At 61.0% G+C, this 15,521-nt stretch carries 12 protein-coding genes; 7 read left to right on the top strand and 5 right to left on the bottom strand.

All coding sequences use genetic code 11. The features are described 5' to 3' along the window. The first annotated feature begins 35 nt into the window (after positions 1–35). From VM99_27565 to VM99_27550, 4 genes are all read left to right on the top strand, one after another. Positions 36–1,139 (top strand): DNA polymerase III subunit beta, encoded by a 1,104-nt coding sequence (locus VM99_27565; protein AKK01603.1) that lies wholly within the window; start codon positions 36–38, stop codon positions 1,137–1,139. Between the two features lie 20 nt (positions 1,140–1,159). Next, entirely contained in the window at positions 1,160–2,263 is a 1,104-nt protein-coding gene (locus VM99_27560) for a recombinase RecF (protein AKK01602.1), read from the top strand. Between the two features lie 5 nt (positions 2,264–2,268). Continuing rightward, the gene (gene gyrB, locus VM99_27555) at positions 2,269–4,686 is read left to right on the top strand and encodes a DNA gyrase subunit B (GenBank protein ID AKK01601.1); all 2,418 of its coding nucleotides are present in this window, start codon (positions 2,269–2,271) and stop codon (positions 4,684–4,686) included. Between the two features lie 303 nt (positions 4,687–4,989). After that, positions 4,990–6,384 (top strand): gamma-aminobutyrate transporter, encoded by a 1,395-nt coding sequence (locus VM99_27550; GenBank protein AKK01600.1) that lies wholly within the window; start codon positions 4,990–4,992, stop codon positions 6,382–6,384. Between the two features lie 142 nt (positions 6,385–6,526). Here VM99_27550 and VM99_27545 read toward each other — a convergent pair whose 3' ends face one another. Next, the gene (locus VM99_27545) at positions 6,527–7,261 is read right to left on the bottom strand and encodes a transcriptional regulator (GenBank protein AKK01599.1); all 735 of its coding nucleotides are present in this window, start codon (positions 7,259–7,261) and stop codon (positions 6,527–6,529) included. A gap of 263 nt (positions 7,262–7,524) precedes the next feature. Here VM99_27545 and VM99_27540 point away from each other — a divergent pair, with 263 nt between their 5' ends. Then, the gene (locus tag VM99_27540) at positions 7,525–9,081 is read left to right on the top strand and encodes a histidine kinase (GenBank protein AKK01598.1); all 1,557 of its coding nucleotides are present in this window, start codon (positions 7,525–7,527) and stop codon (positions 9,079–9,081) included. A gap of 118 nt (positions 9,082–9,199) precedes the next feature. On the opposite strand, the gene VM99_27535 is transcribed toward VM99_27540, so the two are convergent. The 4 genes from VM99_27535 to VM99_27520 form a co-directional block, all read right to left on the bottom strand. After that, positions 9,200–9,979: a glycerol acyltransferase gene (locus VM99_27535; protein ID AKK01597.1), complete on the bottom strand. Its 780-nt coding sequence runs from the start codon at positions 9,977–9,979 to the stop codon at positions 9,200–9,202. 79 nt (positions 9,980–10,058) lie between these two features. Further along, the gene (locus VM99_27530; GenBank protein AKK01596.1) at positions 10,059–10,592 is read right to left on the bottom strand and encodes a histidinol phosphatase; all 534 of its coding nucleotides are present in this window, start codon (positions 10,590–10,592) and stop codon (positions 10,059–10,061) included. A gap of 3 nt (positions 10,593–10,595) precedes the next feature. After that, on the bottom strand, positions 10,596–12,650 hold the full coding sequence (locus VM99_27525) for a glycine-tRNA synthetase subunit beta (protein ID AKK01595.1): 2,055 nt from the start codon (positions 12,648–12,650) through the stop codon (positions 10,596–10,598). Continuing rightward, entirely contained in the window at positions 12,647–13,600 is a 954-nt protein-coding gene (locus tag VM99_27520; protein ID AKK01894.1) for a glycyl-tRNA synthetase, read from the bottom strand. Before VM99_27520 ends, VM99_27525 begins: the two co-directional genes overlap by 4 nt. Positions 13,601–13,681: 81 nt before the next feature. Between VM99_27520 and VM99_27515 the strand changes: the two genes are divergently transcribed. Together VM99_27515 and VM99_27510 are read left to right on the top strand one after the other, a co-directional pair. Further along, entirely contained in the window at positions 13,682–14,239 is a 558-nt protein-coding gene (locus VM99_27515; GenBank protein ID AKK01594.1) for a 3-methyladenine DNA glycosylase, read from the top strand. A 43-nt stretch (positions 14,240–14,282) separates the two neighbouring features. Continuing rightward, positions 14,283–15,170 carry a lipid A biosynthesis lauroyl acyltransferase gene (locus VM99_27510; protein ID AKK01593.1) on the top strand — a complete coding sequence of 296 codons (888 nt, stop codon included), beginning with the start codon at positions 14,283–14,285 and terminating at the stop codon, positions 15,168–15,170. The last annotated feature ends 351 nt before the right edge of the window (positions 15,171–15,521 follow it).

The raw sequence follows: 15,521 nt of genomic DNA, 5'->3' as shown, positions 1-15,521 counted from the left end.
GACCAGCGCAGCTTATTAAGGCAAGGGACTAGACCATGCATTTCACCATTCAACGCGAAGCCCTGTTGAAACCCCTGCAACTGGTCGCCGGCGTCGTCGAACGCCGCCAGACCTTGCCGGTACTTTCCAACGTGCTGTTGGTTGTCGAAGGCCAGCAACTGTCGCTGACCGGTACCGACCTGGAAGTCGAGCTGGTTGGTCGGGTGCAACTTGAAGAGCCGGCCGATCCGGGTTCCATCACTGTGCCTGCGCGCAAGCTGATGGACATCTGCAAGAGCTTGCCCAACGATGCGCTGATCGACATCAAGGTCGATGAGCAGAAGCTCGTGGTCAAGGCCGGTCGTAGCCGTTTCACCTTGTCCACCTTGCCTGCCAATGATTTCCCTACGGTGGAAGAAGGCCCTGGCTCGCTGACCTGCAGCCTCGATCAGAGCAAGCTGCGTCGCCTGATCGAGCGCACCAGCTTCGCCATGGCCCAGCAGGACGTGCGCTACTACCTCAACGGCATGCTGCTGGAAGTGTCCGCTGGCGTTATCCGCGCCGTGGCCACCGATGGCCATCGCCTGGCGATGTGCTCGATGCAGGCTGATATCGGCCAACCGGATCGTCACCAGGTGATTGTGCCGCGCAAGGGCATCCTGGAGCTGGCGCGCCTGCTGACCGAACCGGACGGCAACGTCAGCATCGTACTGGGCCAACACCACATTCGCGCCACCACCGGTGAATTCACCTTCACTTCGAAATTGGTGGACGGCAAGTTCCCTGACTACGAGCGTGTGTTGCCCAAGGGTGGCGACAAGCTGGTGTTGGGCGATCGTCAGGCGCTGCGTGAAGCGTTCAGCCGTACGGCGATCCTGTCCAACGAGAAATACCGCGGCATCCGCCTGCAACTGGCCAATGGTCAACTGAAGATCCAGGCCAACAACCCGGAGCAGGAAGAAGCGGAAGAAGAAGTGGGCGTTGACTACAGCGGCGGCTCCCTGGAAATCGGCTTCAACGTCAGCTATCTGCTGGATGTGTTGGGCGTGATGACCACCGAACAGGTCCGTCTGATCCTGTCCGACTCCAACAGCAGTGCGCTGGTGCAAGAGTCCGACAACGACGATTCGGCCTACGTTGTCATGCCGATGCGTCTGTAATCATGCCCAGCAGAAGCTAGATGTCCTTAAGTCGCGTCTCGGTCACCGCGGTGCGCAATCTGCACCCGGTGACCTTCTCCCCCTCCCCCCGAATCAATATTCTTTACGGTGCCAACGGCAGCGGCAAAACCAGCGTACTGGAAGCCGTTCACCTGCTGGGACTCGCCCGTTCGTTTCGCAGTACCCGCCTGTTACCGGTCATCCAGTACGACCAACTGGCCTGCACCGTGTTTGGCCAGGTGGAGTTGGCCGAAGGTGGCCATAGTGCTTTGGGCATTTCGCGGGACCGGCAAGGTGAGTTCCAGATTCGAATCGATGGGCAGAATGCTCGCAGCGCTGCGCAGCTGGCGGAGATCCTGCCCTTGCAACTGATCAACCCGGACAGCTTCCGGCTGTTGGAGGGCGCGCCGAAGATTCGTCGACAGTTTCTCGACTGGGGCGTGTTCCACGTGGAACCGCGTTTCATGGCGACTTGGCAGCGCTTGCAGAAGGCGCTGCGCCAGCGAAACTCTTGGCTGCGACATGGTACACTTGACGCCGTTTCGCAAGCGGTTTGGGACAGGGAACTGTGCCAGGCCAGCGCTGAAATAGATGAATATCGCCGCGCTTATATCAAAGCCTTGAAACCGGTCTTTGAGCAGACCTTGAGCGAGCTGGTTGAGCTCGATGGCCTGACGCTCAGCTATTACCGAGGCTGGGACAAGGACCGCGAGTTGAGTGCCGTGCTGGCTGGCTCCCTGCAACGCGATCAGCAGATGGGTCATACCCAGGCTGGACCACAACGTGCTGACTTGCGCCTCAGATTGGGCGCTCACAATGCCGCGGACATCTTGTCCCGGGGCCAGCAGAAGTTGGTGGTGTGTGCCTTGCGGATCGCTCAGGGACATCTGGTAAGCCAAGCCCGCCGCGGTCAGTGTATTTATCTGGTGGATGACTTGCCGTCCGAACTGGACGAAGCCCACCGCCGCGCGCTTTGCCGCTTGTTGGAAGACTTACGCTGCCAGGTGTTCATCACCTGTGTAGACCACGAATTATTGAGGGAAGGCTGGCAGACGGAAACGCCAGTCGCCCTGTTCCACGTGGAACAGGGCCGTATCACCCAGACCCACGACCATCGGGAGTGAAGGCATTGAGCGAAGAAAATACGTACGACTCAACGAGCATTAAAGTGCTGAAAGGCCTGGATGCCGTACGCAAACGTCCCGGTATGTACATTGGCGACACCGATGATGGTAGCGGCTTGCACCACATGGTGTTCGAGGTGGTCGACAACTCCATCGACGAAGCCCTCGCCGGTTATTGCGACGACATCAGCATCATCATTCATCCGGATGAGTCCATCACCGTTCGCGACAACGGCCGTGGCATCCCGGTCGACGTGCACAAAGAGGAAGGCGTTTCCGCCGCCGAGGTCATCATGACCGTCCTCCACGCCGGCGGTAAGTTCGACGATAACTCCTACAAGGTATCCGGTGGCCTCCACGGCGTGGGCGTATCGGTGGTGAACGCGCTGTCCGAAGAACTGATCCTCACCGTGCGCCGCAGTGGCAAGATCTGGGAACAGACCTACGTCCACGGCGTTCCACAGGCTCCGATGGCGATCGTGGGTGACAGCGAAACCACCGGCACCCAGATCCATTTCAAGGCGTCGAGCGAAACGTTCAAGAACATCCACTTCAGCTGGGACATCCTGGCCAAGCGGATTCGTGAGCTGTCCTTCCTGAACTCCGGTGTCGGCATCGTCCTCAAGGATGAGCGCAGCGGCAAGGAAGAGCTGTTCAAGTACGAAGGTGGCCTGCGCGCATTCGTTGAATATCTGAACACCAACAAGACCGCGGTCAATCAGGTGTTCCACTTCAACATCCAGCGTGAAGACGGCATCGGCGTGGAAATCGCCCTGCAGTGGAACGACAGCTTCAACGAGAATCTGCTGTGCTTCACCAACAACATTCCCCAGCGCGACGGCGGCACTCACCTGGTGGGCTTCCGTTCGGCGCTGACGCGTAACCTGAACAACTACATCGAACAGGAAGGCCTGGCGAAGAAGCACAAGGTTGCCACCACCGGCGACGATGCCCGTGAAGGTCTGACGGCGATCATTTCGGTGAAGGTGCCGGATCCGAAGTTCAGTTCCCAGACCAAGGACAAGCTGGTGTCTTCCGAAGTGAAGACCGCGGTCGAGCAGGAAATGGGCAAGTATTTCTCTGACTTCCTGCTGGAGAACCCGAACGAAGCCAAGCTGGTGGTCGGCAAGATGATCGACGCCGCCCGTGCTCGTGAAGCGGCGCGCAAGGCCCGTGAGATGACCCGCCGCAAAGGCGCGCTGGACATCGCCGGCCTGCCGGGCAAGCTGGCTGACTGCCAGGAAAAGGATCCTGCCCTGTCCGAACTGTACCTCGTGGAAGGTGACTCTGCTGGCGGCTCCGCCAAGCAGGGACGCAACCGTCGCACCCAGGCCATCCTGCCGCTCAAGGGCAAGATCCTGAACGTCGAGAAGGCGCGCTTCGACAAGATGATTTCCTCCCAGGAAGTCGGCACCTTGATCACCGCGCTGGGCTGTGGCATAGGCCGCGAAGAGTACAACATCGACAAGCTGCGTTATCACAACATCATCATCATGACCGACGCCGACGTCGACGGCTCGCACATCCGTACCCTGTTGCTGACGTTCTTCTTCCGTCAGTTGCCGGAGCTGATCGAGCGCGGCTACATCTACATCGCCCAGCCGCCGCTCTATAAGGTCAAGAAAGGCAAGCAGGAGCAGTACATCAAGGACGACGACGCCATGGAGGAATACATGACGCAATCGGCCCTCGAAGACGCGAGCCTGCACCTGAACGAAGACGCCCCGGGTATTTCCGGTGAGGCCCTCGAGCGCCTGGTCAACGATTTCCGCCTGGTGATGAAGACCCTCAAGCGCCTGTCGCGCCTGTACCCGCAGGAGCTGACCGAACACTTCATCTACCTGCCGGCCGTCAGCATGGAGCAACTGTCCGATCACGCGGCGATGCAAGATTGGCTGGCCCAGTACGAAGTCCGCCTGCGCACCGTCGAGAAGTCTGGCCTGGTCTACAAGGCCAGCCTGCGTGAAGACCGTGAGCGTAACGTCTGGCTGCCTGAGGTCGAACTGATCTCCCATGGCCTGTCGAACTACGTCACCTTCAACCGCGACTTCTTCGGCAGCAACGACTACAAGACCGTGGTCTCCCTCGGTGCACAACTGAGCACGCTGCTCGATGAAGGTGCATACATCCAGCGCGGTGAGCGTAAGAAAGCGGTGACCGAGTTCAAGGAAGCCCTTGAATGGCTGATGGCCGAAAGCACCAAGCGCCACACCATCCAGCGATACAAAGGGCTGGGCGAAATGAACCCGGATCAGCTGTGGGAAACCACCATGGACCCGGGCTCGCGCCGCATGCTGAAAGTGACCATCGAAGACGCCATTGGCGCGGACCAGATCTTCAACACCCTGATGGGTGATGCGGTCGAGCCACGCCGTGACTTCATCGAGAGCAACGCCCTGGCGGTGTCCAACCTGGATTTCTGATCCAACTGCCAACCGCCCCAATGAAAAAGGCCAACGCACCTGCGTTGGCCTTTTTTTGTTCATCTTCAGTCACGTTTCCGACCCCCGACCTGCTGGTCAGAAAGCGGGTAGCCCGGTAACACGTGGAACAAAAGCTTTGATGCTCAAGGACTTGCGAAGCGGCTCAGGCCCCCGTAATACGGGAGCGGAGTAAATTCTGGCGCAATTCTTGCGTATTAAATAACTTACACATCGTTTTTTTATTTTTACAGAAACGATGGGTTGAGGTGGATCGAACAAATCTAAATACCAAAGGTAGTCTCAATGAGCGGTACGCAAACTTCCGATAGTCTGGAACAAGGACTCAAACCACGGCATGTGACGATGCTGTCCATTGCTGGTGTGATTGGCGCCGGTCTCTTCGTCGGCTCCGGGCATGCGATTGCCGCAGCCGGCCCAGCCGTGCTGCTGGCCTATGCCGCCGCCGGTGCCCTTGTGGTGTTGGTGATGCGTATGCTGGGGGAAATGGCCGTCGCCTCGCCCGACACCGGTTCCTTCTCCACCTACGCCGATCGCGCCATTGGCCATTGGGCCGGTTTCACCATCGGTTGGTTGTACTGGTGGTTCTGGGTCCTGGTGATTCCACTGGAGGCCAACGCCGCCGCCACCATCCTGCATGCCTGGTTCCCGAATGTGGCCATCTGGGTCTTTACCCTGGTCATCACCCTGCTGCTGACGGTCACCAACCTGTTCAGCGTGAAGAATTATGGGGAGTTCGAGTTCTGGTTCGCCTTGATCAAAGTCGTGGCGATCATTGGTTTTGTCGGGCTGGGTATCCTGGCGATCCTCGGCTGGCTGCCCACCAGCCAGGTGAGTGGCGTGTCCCATCTGTTCGACACCCAGGGCTTCTTGCCAAACGGCATGGGTGCGGTACTGGGCGCGATCCTGACGACCATGTTTTCGTTCATGGGCACCGAGATCGTCACCATTGCTGCCGCTGAATCGAAGAACCCTGGCCAGCAAATCTCCAAGGCGACCAACTCGGTGATCTGGCGGATCGGCCTGTTCTACCTGGTGTCCATTTTCATCGTTGTTGCGCTGGTGCCTTGGAATGACCCGTCGCTGGCCAATGTCGGCTCTTACCAGACGGTGCTGGAGCGCATGGGCATCCCCAACGCCAAGCTGATCGTCGACCTGGTGGTGCTGGTGGCGGTGACCAGTTGCCTGAACTCGGCGCTGTACACTGCTTCTCGGATGATGTTCTCCCTGGGCAAGCGCGGTGATGCGCCGGCCGTGGCCAAGCGCACCAACAAGAGCGGCACGCCTTACTGGGCGGTCGTGCTGTCGACGGCCGCCGCGTTCCTGGCCGTGTTCGCCAACTACGTGGCGCCAGCGGCGGTCTTCGAGTTCCTGTTGGCGAGCTCGGGTGCGATTGCGTTGCTGGTGTACCTGGTGATTGCTTTCTCGCAGCTGCGCATGCGCAAACAGCGCAAGGCTCGCGGTGAAAAAATCGCTTTCAGCATGTGGCTGTTCCCGGGCCTGACCTACGCGGTGATCGTATTCATCGTCGGCGCCCTGACCATCATGTTGTTCCAGGAGGCCCATCGGGTGGAGATTCTCGCCACGGGCCTGCTCAGCCTGCTGGTGGTAGCGTGCGGCCTGCTGGTGCAACGTCGCCGGATTGGCAAGACAGGCAGCCTGGTACAGAGCCACGGCTGACATCACTGTGGCGAGGGAGCTTGCTCCCGCTTGAGTGCGAAGCGCTCATAAAAGGGGCCGCTGCGCAGCCCAGCGGGAGCAAGCTTCCTCGTCACGGCTCCGAATCTTTAGATGGCCAGGTGCGCCCTGGCCTTTGTGTGGTCTAGCTCGCCACCGATGCTTCGCTTTCCGCCGCCACGCTCTCCAGTCGATACCCATACCCGTAGATCGTCAGCAGTTGCCAGCCGCGGTCTGCTGTCAGGCCGAGCTTGTTGCGCAGGCGATAGATGTGGGTGTCGAGGGGGCGGGACGAGGTCATTTCCTCGTGGGTCCAGAAGCGCTCGTAGAAATATTCCCGGGACAGCGGCCGACCCAGGTTGGCGAACAGGCAGCGGGCCAGACGGAACTCCCGCTCGGTCAAACTGATGGGGATGCCGGCGCGGGTGACGGTGAGTTCGGCATCGTCGAACTCCAGGTCATTGAACACCAGTACATCGCTGGTGGGCACGCGTTGCAGGTTGTGCCGGCGCAGCACGGCGGTGACTCGGGCCTTGAGCTCATTGGGCCTGAAGGGTTTGCTTACGTAGTCGTCGGCCCCGGCGTTGAGTGCCTGGACGATGTCGTGCTCGCCGTCGCGGCTGGTGAGCATGATCGCGGCCGGGGGCGAGTCCATGTGCTCACGGGTCCAACGCAGCAGCGACAGCCCGCTGATATCAGGCACTTGCCAATCCAGAATCAACAGGTCGAAGGTTTCCCGGCGCAATTGCCGCAGCAGGTCCTCGCCGCGCTCGAAGCTGTGCAGGGTCCAGGCCTGCTCACCCCTGCCGGGGATTTGTTGCAGTGTCTGTTCCACCCGGCGCAGTTCGGCCGGTTCGTCATCCAGTATGGCGACACGCATGGGATGCGATTCCTTGATCTCGGGTAGCGGACATCATCAGGTGGCGCGGCAGTCGATTTCGGCCGGCCCCTGTCGCTGGCTGCAAGACAATAACCACTCTCGGCACGGAGGGAAAGGTAGCGGCGTTGCACCTGATGACCCAAGCTCGCTTCCACAGTGCTTACTGACAAACCCCATATGCAAACCCTATTCTTACTCCCCCTGCCGATCTGACCTGTCACCATGCGCGATATCCCCAGCCGTACTGCTCGAACAGGTGGCCCATGAGCCACCAGCGGCGCCGTGAAAGTCGGGAGCCCACCCAGGTCCAACGCTTGTTTCGCCAGTTGATGCGCGAATGGTTGTGGATAAGTCTGCTGTTGTTACCCTTGACCGCCCTGTTGTCCTTCAGCGGCCAGTCGCCGCGCAACGGCCCCCTGGCCGCCCTGCTTTCGGTTGGCTTGGTGGCGTGTGTATTGGGCTTGCTGCTATGGCGCCCGCGCCTGGCGCTGTGGGCAACGGTGGGAGGCATGAGCCTGGCGTTGTTGATCAGCGCGGTATTGGCCATTCGCGGCTGGTGGTGGTCGCCGATGGCCAGTGTGCTGGGCATTCTGTTCGGTTACCTGATCTGGAACTGGCGGCGCCTGAGCGTGGTGCTGGCCTATTTCGGCTGGGAACTGGCGCGCCTGGATTCGGAGCCGAAGGTGTTCCCGGAACGGCGCCGGGCACCCTATTTGGGCAGTGACCGCTTGCAGGGCCAGATCATGGCCCTGGAACAAGCCATGAGCCGAACCCGTGACACGCGCCGCTTCATTGCCGATGGCCTCGAATACCTGCCGGTGGCGACGATGATCAGCGACCCCCAAGGCAAGTTGTTGCTGGGCAATCGCAAGGCCCGCGAGCTGTTCGGCCACGGCCTGGCGGGCGGCGATGTGCTCGAGCATCTCGCTGAGCTGGGTTATCCGGGCCTTGAACCGGGCGCGCGCCATCGGTTATCCACATTACCGTTGCTGGAGTTTCGCGATGTCCGCGAGCGCAGTCTGCGCCTGGACAGGGCTGCGTTGCTGCCGGTCGACGGTGATGCGCCGATTGGCTGGTTGCTCAGCCTCATCGACCTCAGCGTGGAACGCGAAGCCGAAGAGCAGCGCAGCGTCATGCTGCGTTTTCTCTCCCACGACCTGCGTGCACCACACTCGGCGATCTTGGCGCTGTTGGACGTCCAACGGCATCAACTGGGCGAGAACACGCCGCTGTTCGACCAGATCGAGCGTCAGGTGCGGCGTGCCCTGGAACTGACGGATGGCTTTGTGCAACTGGCCAGGGCCGAGTCCGAGGCGTACCAGTTCCAACCGACGTTGTTCGCCATGTTGGTGTTGGACGTAATCGACCAAGCCTTGCCACTGGCCCAGGCAAAGCGCATCCAACTGGTTCACGAAATGGACGATGAAGAGGCCATGGTGCGGGCCGACCAGGCGTTGCTGACGCGGGCGCTGTTCAATCTGCTGGAGAACGCCATCAAGTACAGCGCCTCGGACACCCGCATAGCCCTGCGTGTTCATTGCGCCCAAGGGCGTCTGACATGCGATGTGACGGACCAGGGCAAAGGGATCGGCGCCGAAGAGTTACCGGCTTTGTTCAGCCAGTACCGACGGTTTTCGTCGGCTCACGGTGTGGACGGCGTCGGACTGGGACTGTCGATGGTCAAGGCGGTGGTGGACCGCCACGGCGGGCAAATCGAGTGCCGCAGCGTGGTGGGCCAAGGCACGACGTTCAGCTTGGGTTTTCCACTGCTGGAGGATTGGAGGATGGCAGCGCAAAGCGCCGATCCTTCGCCGCTATAAAAAACTTATGCACGTTGAAGCTGCTTTTATGTGTTTATGAAATATGCATTAAAAACATAGAGTTAAAACACAAAGGCAACGGATTTCAAAAAAACGGTACACAGGTTATCCACAGATCTCAGACAGCAATCTGATCCGTGGCGGCCGGCGCTGCGGGGGTGGACGGCAGCGAACCCATTTCCCGTTGCGTTTGCTCGTTCCAGGCCTGGACCCGGTCGTTCAGGTTGGCAATGGCGCGAGGCCCGGTGCCCTCGGCATACATCGGCGCGCCGATGACTACGGTGATGACGCCGGGCGTACGAACCCAGCCCGCCTTGGGCCAGAATTTGCCGGCATTGTGTGCAATCGGCAGTACAGGCAGGTCGGCATTCACCGCCAAGGCCGAACCGCTGCGGGAAAACTTGCCGACCGTTCCATAGGGAACCCGGGTGCCTTCCGGAAAGATCAACACCCAGACGTTGTCCTTGAGCAGTTCGTCGCCCTTTTGTGCCACCTGCTTGAGGGCGGCCTTGGGGTTGTCGCGGTCGATGGCGATTGGTCGCAGCATGGCCATGGCCCAGCCGAAAAATGGCACGAACAACAGTTCACGCTTGAGCACCTGGCTCAGCGGTTCGAAGTAAGCCGACAGGAAGAAGGTTTCCCAGGTGCTCTGGTGGTTGGACTGGATCACGCAGGGCCGGTCAGGCACGTGCTCGGCGCCCTTCACTTCATAGCGAATGCCCAGGAACACTTTGCTCAGCCACAGTGCGCAACGGCACCAGTAGACATTGATGAAGCGGTAGCGCGCCTTGAACGGCAGGAAAGGCGCGATAAAGAAACTCAAGGTGCACCACAGCAAGGAACTGGTGCCCAGCAGCAGGTAAAAGAGAAAGGTTCTGATGGCCTGCAATATCGACATAGCGGCGTTTACCGTTGCGGGCAATGCCCGCCTGTTCAAGCGCTTCCCGAACATTCCTTGTCAGGATGTCGTGGGAGCTCTAATTGTGGATAAGTTCAGCGGCAACTGCCGCCAGGTCGTCAAAAATCAAGGTGCCCACCGGTAGGGTCTTGCCCAGGGTCTTTTCGCCTTTCCCGGTTTTTACCAAAACTGGCTGACAATCGACGGCCTTGGCTGCCTCCAGGTCACCGAGGCTGTCGCCGACGAACCACACACCCGCCAGCGGTGTCGCATAATGCTCGGCAATGGCCTTCAACATGCCCGGCTTGGGTTTGCGGCAATCGCAACCTTCATCCGGCCCATGGGGGCAATAGACGATCAGCCCGACTTCCCCGCCCTGCTCGGCCACCAATGCGCGCAAGCGCTCATGCATGGCCTCGAGCACGGCGAGGTCGTAGTAACCGCGGGCAATGCCCGACTGGTTGGTGGCGACCGCCACCGTCCAGCCGGCCTTGCTCAACTGCGCGATGGCTTCGATCGAACCGGGGAGTGGCAACCACTCCTGCACCGATTTGATGTAAGCGTCGGAGTCGTGATTGATCACCCCGTCCCGATCGAGAATCAGCAGTTTCAAGGTTTACCCCAGCAGCGAAATGTCGGCAACGCCGAGGAACAGGCCACGCAGGCGCGCCAGCAGCGCGTAGCGGTTGGCCCGCACGTTGGCGTCTTCGGCATTGACCATCACCGCTTCGAAAAACGCATCCACCGGCTCGCGCAGTGCCGCCAGGCGTGCCAGGGTTTCGCTGTACTGACGCGCCGCCGCCATCGGCTGGACCGCCTGGTCAGCCTGCTGGATCGCCGAATACAGGGAGAACTCGTTGGCGTTGTCGAAGTACTTGGCTTCGACGGTGGCCGCGATGTTGCCTTCGGCCTTGCCCAGCAGGTTCGACACACGCTTGTTCACCGCCGCCAATGCCGCCGCTTCCGGCAGCTTGCGGAACGCCTGCACCGCTTGCACGCGCTGGTCGAAGTCCAGGGCCGAGCCCGGCTTCAGGGCACGCACCGACAGGTAGGTGGCGACGTCGACGCCTTCGTCTTCATAACGCGCGCGCAGACGGTCGAAGATGAACTCCAGCACCGCATCGGCCAGGCCGGCGGCCTTGACCTTGCTGCCGAACGCGTTGACGGCGAAGGCCACCGCATCGTTCAGGTCCAGGTCCAGCTGCTTGTCGATCAGGATCCGCAACACGCCCAGCGCCGCACGACGCAGGGCATACGGGTCCTTGCTGCCGGTGGGCAACATGCCGATGCCGAAGATGCCGACCAGGGTGTCGAGCTTGTCGGCGATCGCCACGGCCGCGCCGGTCAGGGTGGTCGGCAGTTCAGCGCCGGCACCACGGGGCATGTATTGCTCGTTCAGGGCCAGGGCCACGTCCTGCGGTTCGCCGTCGTTGAGGGCGTAATAGTAACCGGCGATACCTTGCATCTCCGGGAACTCACCGACCATCTCGGTGGACAGGTCGCACTTGGACAGGATGCCGGCGCGGGCCGCGCGCTGGGCGTCGCCACCGATGCGCGGGGCAATGAACGCCGCCAGTTTCGACACGCGCTCGGCCTTGTCGTAGACGCTGCCGAGTTTTTCCTGGAACACCACGTTCTTGAGGCGCTCGTTGAAGCTTTCCAGGGGTTGTTTCTTGTCTTGCTTGAAGAAGAACTCGGCGTCGGTCAGGCGCGGGCGCACGACCTTCTCGTTACCGGCGATGATCTGTGCCGGATCCTTGCTCTCGATGTTGGCGACGGTGATGAAACGCGGCAGCAACTTGCCTTCGGCGTCCAGCAGGCAGAAGTACTTCTGGTTGTCCTGCATGGTGGTGATCAGCGCTTCCTGCGGCACTTCAAGGAAACGTTCCTCGAACGAGCACACCAGCGGCACTGGCCATTCCACCAGCGCGGTCACTTCGTCCAGCAGGCTTGGCGGCACGATGGCGGTGCCTTCCTGGCGGGTGGCCAGCTCTTCGGTGCGCTTGCTGATCAGCTCGCGACGCTCGTTGGCGTCGGCCAGCACATACGCGGCACGCAGGTCGGCCAGGTAGTTGGCCGGCGAGGTGATGCGCACGCTCTGCGGATGATGGAAACGGTGGCCACGGGAGTCGCGCCCGGCCTTCTGGGCCAGGATCGTGCAATCGATCACCTGGTCGCCCAACAGCATCACCAGCCATTGGGTCGGACGCACGAACTCTTCCTTGCGCGCGGCCCAGCGCATGCGCTTGGGAATCGGCAGGTCGTTCAGCGAATCTTCGACGATGGTCGGCAGCAGGCTGGCGGTCGGCTTGCCCTTGATGCTTTGGCTGTAGCGCAGTTTCGGACCGCTCTGGTCGATTTCACTCAGGTCCACGCCGCACTTCTTGGCGAAGCCCAGGGCGGCCTGGGTCGGGTTACCGTCGGCATCGAACGCGGCCTGGCGTGGCGGGCCGTCGAGGTTGATGCTGCGGTCCGGTTGTTGGGTCGCCAGGGCGGTGATCAACACGGCCAGGCGGCGCGGCGCGGCGAATACCTGCTTGGCTTCGTAGCTCAGGCCAGCGGCTTGCAGGCCTTTGTCGATACCGGCCAGGAACGCATCGGCCAGGGTGTTCAGGGCTTTGGGTGGCAGTTCTTCGGTGCCCAATTCAACCAGGAAATCTTGAGCACTCATTGTGCAGCCTCCAGCTTAGCCAACACTTCATCACGCAGGTCCGGGGTCGCCATCGGGAAGCCCAGCTTGGCACGGGCCAGCAGGTAGGCTTGCGCAACGGAACGCGCCAGGGTGCGTACACGCAGGATGTATTGCTGGCGCGCGGTCACGGAAATCGCCCGGCGTGCGTCCAGCAGGTTGAAGGTATGGGACGCCTTCAACACCATTTCATAGCTCGGCAACGGCAGCGGCTGATCCAGTTCGATCAGGCGCTTGGCTTCGCTTTCGTAGAAATCGAACAGCTCGAACAGCTTGTCGACGTTGGCGTGTTCGAAGTTATAGGTCGATTGTTCCACTTCGTTCTGGTGGAACACGTCGCCGTAGGTCACCTTGCCGAACGGGCCGTCGGCCCAGACCAGGTCGTAGACCGAATCCACGCCTTGCAGGTACATGGCCAGGCGTTCCAGGCCGTAGGTGATCTCGCCGGTAACCGGGTAGCACTCGATGCCGCCCGCCTGCTGGAAGTAGGTGAACTGGGTCACTTCCATGCCGTTGAGCCAGACTTCCCAGCCCAGGCCCCAGGCGCCCAGGGTCGGCGATTCCCAGTTGTCCTCGACGAAACGGATGTCGTGCACCAGCGGGTCGAGGCCCACGTGCTTGAGGGAGCCCAGGTACAGTTCCTGGAAGTTTTCCGGATTCGGCTTCAGGACCACCTGGAACTGGTAATAGTGCTGCAGACGGTTCGGGTTCTCGCCGTAGCGGCCGTCAGTCGGGCGGCGGCTGGGCTGCACGTAGGCGGCGTTCCAGGTTTCCGGGCCGATGGCACGCAGAAATGTGGCGGTGTGGAAAGTGCCGGCGCCTACTTCCATATCGTAGGGCTGAAGTACCACGCAACCTTGCTCGGCCCAGTATTGCTGGAGGGCGAGGATCAAGTCTTGGAAGGTACGCACGGCTGGCGTAGGCTGGCTCACGAAATTCACCTGTTTCTTGGGCTGCGATTTAAAGAGCGGGAGTATACCCGATTCGTTCGTGCGCACGCCCCCTGGAGCCTTATGCCACGCTGCTTTTGGTGTACCGAAGATCCGTTGTACATGGCCTATCACGATCAGGAGTGGGGGACGCCGCTGCGCGATGCGCAGGGTTTGTTCGAGTTGCTTTTGCTCGAAGGGTTCCAGGCGGGGCTGTCCTGGATCACCGTGTTGCGTAAACGCGCCCACTACCGCGAGGTGCTGTACAACTTCGACGTACAGCGGGTGGCGCAGATGAGCGACGCCGAGATCGAGGACTTGATGCAGGACCCCGGCATCATCCGCAACCGCCTCAAGCTCAAGGCCGCGCGCCGCAATGCCCAGGCCTGGCTGGCGCTGGAAGACCCGGTAGCGTTCCTCTGGTCGTTCGTCGGTGACAAACCCCTCATCAACCATTTCAAGGATCGCACCGAAGTGCCGGCCATCACGCCCGAAGCAGTGCAGATGAGCAAGGGCCTGAAAAAGGCCGGCTTCACTTTCGTCGGGCCGACCATTTGCTACGCCTTCATGCAGGCCTCGGGCATGGTCATGGACCACACGCAGGATTGCGACCGCTACGCCGAGTTGTCAAACGGCGGTTAGAATAGCCGGCTCGCGACACGGCCCATGAATTCAGGAGTGACCTGTGGATAAGTTGAAAGGCGCCTTGCTGGTCGGCGCTCTGCGGTTGTTTGCGCTGCTGCCCTGGCGGGCGGTGCAAGCGGTGGGGTCGGCCATTGGCTGGCTCATGTGGAAGCTGCCCAACCGTTCCCGCGACGTGGTGCGGATCAACCTCGCCAAATGCTTTCCCGAGATGGACCCGGCCGAGCGCGAACGCCTGGTGGGCCAGAGCCTCAAGGACATTGGCAAATCCCTGACCGAAAGCGCCTGCGCCTGGATCTGGCCGGCCCAGCGCTCCATCGAACTGGTGCGCGAAGTCGAAGGCCTGGACGTCTTGAAAGAAGCCCTGGCGTCCGGCAAAGGCGTGGTGGGCATCACCAGCCACCTGGGCAATTGGGAAGTGCTCAACCACTTCTATTGCAGCCAGTGCAAACCGATCATTTTCTACCGCCCGCCCAAGCTCAAGGCTGTGGATGAACTGCTGCAGAAACAGCGGGTGCAGCTGGGCAACAAAGTCGCGGCGTCCACCAAGGAAGGCATCCTCAGCGTCATCAAGGAAGTGCGCAAGGGCGGCCAGGTGGGCATCCCCGCCGACCCGGAACCGGCCGAATCCGCCGGGATCTTCGTGCCCTTCTTCGCCACCCAGGCCCTGACCAGCAAGTTCGTGCCCAACATGCTCGCCGGCGGCAAAGCGGTCGGCGTTTTCCTCCACGCCCTACGCCTGCCGGACGGCTCCGGCTACAAAGTCATCCTCGAAGCCGCCCCCGAGGCCATGTACAGCACCGACACCGAAACCGCCTGCGCCGCCATGAGCCAAGTGGTGGAGCGCTACGTGCGCGCCTACCCCAGCCAATACATGTGGAGCATGAAACGCTTCAAGAAACGCCCGCCGGGCGAGGCGCGGTGGTACTGAAACGGCCAGCGATTTGCTCAACCAAAGCCCTGTGACAAAAAAGCTCGCCCCACATTGGTTCCCTAAACACCACTGGCCCTGTGTGGGAGCGAGCCTGCTCGCGAGACGAACTGACCAACAACACCTGTCCAACTGCCCTGCACCCCGTGGCGAGGGAGCTGCTCCCGCCGGGCTGCGAAGCGGCCCGAAACCCAATGCAACTGCAAACGTTCTGACGAACACTTCCCACCTGAGCGAGAGCTCCATCCCCGACCATTTATCTAGAATTCTGCGGGTCTGTAAGTTCTTACAGTAGCCATGTCGTCCTACCCGGCCCCTAATGACTTCGTCGCCCCCTTTCCTAGGACCGGA

This window comes from Pseudomonas chlororaphis (genome assembly GCA_001023535.1).
GTDB lineage: Bacteria > Pseudomonadota > Gammaproteobacteria > Pseudomonadales > Pseudomonadaceae > Aquipseudomonas > Aquipseudomonas chlororaphis_E.
The sequence above is the reverse complement of the archived record's forward strand: the minus strand, read 5'-3'. Positions and strand labels throughout refer to the sequence as shown.